General features: G+C 67.6%; 4 protein-coding genes and 1 pseudogene. 2 read left to right on the forward strand and 3 right to left on the reverse strand.

All coding sequences use genetic code 11. The annotated features are described in order from the left end of the window. Positions 1–424 precede the first annotated feature (424 nt). Both rpoH and LL06_RS25305 read right to left on the reverse strand, forming a co-directional pair. A complete protein-coding gene (rpoH, locus tag LL06_RS25300) occupies positions 425–1,327 on the reverse strand; it encodes an RNA polymerase sigma factor RpoH (RefSeq protein ID WP_035533629.1) in 903 nt (300 codons plus the stop codon). Between the two features lie 163 nt (positions 1,328–1,490). Beyond that, positions 1,491–2,477, reverse strand: coding sequence for an RluA family pseudouridine synthase (locus tag LL06_RS25305; RefSeq protein ID WP_035533638.1), 987 nt, complete (start codon positions 2,475–2,477; stop codon positions 1,491–1,493). Between the two features lie 110 nt (positions 2,478–2,587). Here LL06_RS25305 and LL06_RS25310 point away from each other — a divergent pair, with 110 nt between their 5' ends. After that, positions 2,588–2,983 (forward strand): hypothetical protein, encoded by a 396-nt coding sequence (locus LL06_RS25310; RefSeq protein ID WP_035533632.1) that lies wholly within the window; start codon positions 2,588–2,590, stop codon positions 2,981–2,983. 2 nt (positions 2,984–2,985) lie between these two features. After that, positions 2,986–3,828, forward strand: a complete 843-nt coding sequence (locus LL06_RS25315) for an RNA methyltransferase (protein WP_035533634.1) — start codon at positions 2,986–2,988, stop codon at positions 3,826–3,828. A gap of 70 nt (positions 3,829–3,898) precedes the next feature. Here the strand turns inward: LL06_RS25315 and LL06_RS27815 are convergent. Further along, positions 3,899–4,190: pseudogene (locus LL06_RS27815) on the reverse strand (hypothetical protein); the annotation flags it as partial.

Consider the following 4,190-nt stretch of genomic DNA (forward strand, 5'->3'; position numbering starts at 1 on the left):
TCTCACGCCACCCCGGGCCCTTCGCCCGCGCCCCACAGTCCGGCTGTCGCCGGACCCCGAACTGCCCTCAACCGTCGGCGAGATTTTCGCGCGCGGAGGTTTGGCGCGGGTTGCGTGACCGGATAGGGAAATGAGCGCCATCCACCCGGGAGATTGCCGGGCAAGGCACCCTCCCTTCTCCCTCGTGGGAGAAGGTGGATCGCCGCGAAGCGGCGAGACGGATGAGGGGCGTGTGCAGAGTGGCAAGACACCCCTCATCCGCCGGCTTCGCCGGCACCTTCTCCCACAAGGGGAGAAGGGAGGGCGCGATGCCAGCACCCCGACACCCCGGGCGCTCCACCCAGCCCCGCCCACAAAATGTACCCACAAAAAACCCCGGAAACGTCTCCGCTTCCAGGGTCTTGATCTAAGCGATGCCGGGCCTTCAGTCCTCGACCGTCACCAGCGCCTTGTCGCGCGCAGCAGCGGATTTCTGCACCGAGTCCTGCACCTTTTCGAAGGCGCGCACCTCGATCTGGCGCACCCGCTCGCGGCTGATGTCGAACTCGGAGGAGAGATCCTCGAGCGTGATCGGGTCGTCGCGCAGGCGGCGCGCCTCGAAGATGCGGCGTTCGCGCTCGTTGAGCACGCCGAGCGCGCTGTGCAGCATGGCGCGGCGGTTCTCAAGCTCGTCCTGCTCCACCAGCATGTCTTCCTGGCTGTCGGACTCATCGACCAGCCAGTCCTGCCACTGGCCGGATTCGCCTTCGCTCGCCTTGATCGGCGCGTTGAGCGAGGCGTCGCCGGACAGGCGGCGGTTCATGGAGATCACTTCCTCTTCGCTCACATTGAGCTTGGTGGCGATTTCGGCCACCTGGTCGGGGCGGAGATCGCCGTCCTCGACGGCTTGGATGCGGCTCTTGACCTTGCGCAGGTTGAAGAACAGCCGCTTCTGGTTGGCGGTCGTTCCCATCTTCACCAGGCTCCACGAGCGCAGGATATATTCCTGGATCGAGGCCTTGATCCACCACATCGCATAGGTGGCCAGCCGGAAACCGCGTTCCGGATCGAATTTCTTCACGGCCTGCATCAGGCCGACATTGCCTTCGGAAATGACTTCGCCGATCGGCAGGCCGTAGCCGCGATAGCCCATGGCGATCTTGGCGACCAGTCGCAGATGGCTTGTGACGAGCTTGTGGGCGGCCTTGGTGTCCTCGTGTTCGAGGAACCGCTTGGCCAGCATGTATTCTTCCTGCGGTTCCAGCATGGGGAACCTGCGGATTTCGGCGAGATAGCGGTTGAGACCGTTCTCGCCCGCGGAAATGGACGGTAAACTAACTTGGGCCATGACAGCACCCCCTGATCCCGAATTCTGGCTCCCTTGCGGCAAGCCTTGAGGCCCGGACCGAACATCGCATCCGAGCCTGCGCCGTATGACATGTAATTGTGGCAAAACCCGGTATCAAGAGGCCAGGCCGATCACGCTCGCGTGAAAGGAACGCCGCCGCCGGTCAGAGTCCGGCCAGCGCCTGGCGCAACAGCGCCATGTCGCGGGGCAGCGGCGCCTCGAAACGCAGCGTTTCGCCGCTTGTCGGGTGCTCGAACACCAGCAGGAACGCATGCAGCGCCTGCCGCGGGAAGGCGTCGACCACCGCGCGCACCGCCTCGGGCAGGCGGTTGGCCTTGGTCCGGAAGGCGCCGCCATAATCGGCGTCGCCGATCAGCGGATGGCCGATATGGGCCATGTGCACCCTGATCTGGTGGGTGCGGCCGGTTTCGAGCCGGCATTCGACCAGCGAGGCGGCGCAGGTCCCGTCGGGCTTCTCCTCGTAGCGCTCGACCACGAGATAATGGGTCACTGCATGGCGCACATCGTCGCCGCCGTCGGTGCGCACGGCGCGGCGGATGCGGTCGCGGGCGCGGCCGAGGCTCGCATTGATGGTGCCCCTGAGCCCGTCCGGCTTGCCCCAGACGATCGCCTGGTAGGCGCGCTCGAGCGGTCCGGTCAGGCCGTGGTCGGCGAATTGTTCGGACAGGTGCCGATGGGCGTGGTCGTTCTTGGCCACCACCATCACCCCGGTCGTGTCGCGGTCGAGCCGGTGGACGATGCCCGGCCGCTTGACGCCGCCGATGCCCGACAGGCTGTCGCCGCAATGGTGGATCAGCGCGTTGACCAGCGTCCCGGTCCAGTTGCCGGCGCCGGGGTGGACGACGAGGCCCGCCTGCTTGTTGAGCACGATCAGGTCGTCGTCCTCGTAGAGAATATCGAGCGGGATGTCCTCGCCCTCGGGCTCGGCGTCCTCGGCCTCGGGGATGATCAGCTCGACCCGGTCGCCGGGATGGATCTTCTGCTTGGCCTGTTTCGCGGCCACGCCGTTGACCGTGACCGCGCCGGCCTCGATCAGCGCCTTGAGGCGGCTGCGCGAGACATCGGGCTCGAGTTCTTGGGCGAGCCACGCGTCGAGCCTGCCCGCCGCGTCCTCGCCCGCGACCAGGATCTCCCGGTCGAGGTCGTCCGCCGGAGCAGCTTGGGCTTCCCTATGGGGCTCGGCTTCGGTAAACGGGGTCGAATTCTTCAATGTAAGGGTCCGCCCGGCAAGGAATGGAAATGTCGAAACTCAACGACGACGATCTGGACGAAAAGCCGCTTGATCCGGAAATGGAAAAGGTCCGGCGCAAGATGGTGCGGCTGCTGGCCGTCTCGATCGGCGTCATGTTCATCGGTCTTATGGCCGTGCTGGGGGCAATTGTCTATAAATTCACGCAGAGCGGCGACACGCCGCCCGCGGGCGGGCTTGTGGCCGGCACCCAGCTCGACGTGCCGTCAGACGCGCCGCTCGAAGCCGTGGCGGCGCTGCCCGAGGGCTTCGAGATCGAAAGCGTCTCGCTCGACGGCGCCCGCATCGGCTTCTTCGGCCGCGCGGCGGACGGCTCGCGGCGGCTGATGATTTTCGACCTCGGGGTCGGCCGCATCATCGGCGACGTCGTCGTGATCAGCCGCTGACCATGGAATGGCGGGAGCGCCTGATCCGGATCGGGGATCCCGCGGACGCCCGCATCGCCGAGTTCACCGCGATGCGCGACAGGGATCTCGCCGGGCGTGGCGACCGCTTCATCGCCGAAGGCCGGGTGGTGCTGCAGGCGCTGCTGGACGCCGAGGCGGGCGACCGCCGCTTCGTGCTGGAAAAGGCGCTGATCCTGGAGAACCGGGTCGAAGGCCTGGGCGACCTGCTCGGGCGGATGGACGCGGCCTGTCCCGTCTATGTGGCGGGGCGCGATGTTCTCGACGCCGCGGTCGGCTTCGCCATGCATCGCGGCGTCCTGGCGGTGGGGCGGCACGTGCCCGCGCCCTCGCTGGCCGGGTTCCTGAAGCGCATGCCGGAGCAGGCCCTTCTGGTGGTCGCCTGCGGCATCGCCAATCACGACAATATCGGCGGCATCTTCCGCAATGCCGGTGTCTTCGGCGCCGATGGGATCCTGCTCGACGCCGCCTGCTGCGACCCGCTCTACCGAAAGGCGATCCGCGTCTCGGTCGGGGCGGCGCTGAGGGTTCCGTTCTGCCGCGGAGGGTCCATCGCGGATCTGGTCGAAGCGCTGGCTGCTGAGGGGTTTGAGGTCGCGGGCCTGTCGCCGCAGGGCGCGGAAACTCTCGCCACCTTCCAGCCGGGCCGGCGTCTGGCGCTGCTGGCGGGAACGGAGGGCGAGGGACTGCCCGCCGACGTGCTCCGCGCGGTCCGGACGCTGCGGATCGAGCAGGCGCCGGGCATGGACAGCCTCAACGTCGCCACCGCCAGCGGCATCGCGCTGTGGCACGCGGCCGGTCGCATGGGCCGCACCGGCGGGAGCTGATCGCGACGCCCGGCGGATCAGCTCCGTCATGAGACCGGCCCGGGCCGGGATCGCAGCACGGGATAAAGGATCAATGTCCGGCGGAGAGCATGTCGCGTGCGCGGGTCGCAAGGCTCGGGTCGCCGCTGCCGGGCAGGGTCGGATCCTCGTTGCCCTTGAGCAGGGTGTGAATGCGGGAGTCCCTGCCTTCGCGGCTCGCCGTCAATTCCACCATCATGGCGGCGACGGTGGCGATCTCGCGGCGCAGCGCCGCATCGTTCTTGTTCTTGTCCGCCTTCAGCAGCCGTTCGACCAGCGCCGCCTGCCGGGCGCGCAGCCGGAGATGCGGGTTGTGTTGATCGATCCGCGCCGCACCATGACCG

This window comes from Hoeflea sp. BAL378, assembly GCF_000759435.1.
GTDB lineage: Bacteria > Pseudomonadota > Alphaproteobacteria > Rhizobiales > Rhizobiaceae > Hoeflea.